Annotated in this window: 1 protein-coding gene; it reads right to left on the bottom strand. The window is 52.4% G+C overall.

Features of this window, described 5'->3' with window-relative positions; translation table 11 throughout:
- Window positions 1–254: GTPase (locus tag FDX22_RS32165; RefSeq protein ID WP_255433072.1), on the bottom strand; the 254-nt coding region annotated here is incomplete at both ends.

The raw sequence follows: 254 nt of genomic DNA, 5'->3' as shown, positions 1-254 counted from the left end.
AAGCCCAACAGCGAGAGGTCCTGATCGGAGATCCCTTCGCGAGCGTCAATCACCAGCATCACCACGTTGGCATCTTCAATTGCCTGCAACGTTTTGATTACGGAGAATTTTTCTACTGCTTCGGTAATTTTACCGCGCTTACGTACCCCCGCAGTGTCAATCAGCACATATTCGCGCTCATCACGCTGCATTGGGATATAAATACTGTCACGCGTGGTCCCCGGCATGTCGTAAACCACCACGCGGTCTTCGCC

The sequence above is a fragment of the Citrobacter sp. TBCS-14 genome, from assembly GCF_005280805.1.
Taxonomy (GTDB): domain Bacteria; phylum Pseudomonadota; class Gammaproteobacteria; order Enterobacterales; family Enterobacteriaceae; genus Citrobacter; species Citrobacter gillenii.
This window is presented reverse-complemented; position numbering and strand designations above follow the sequence as displayed.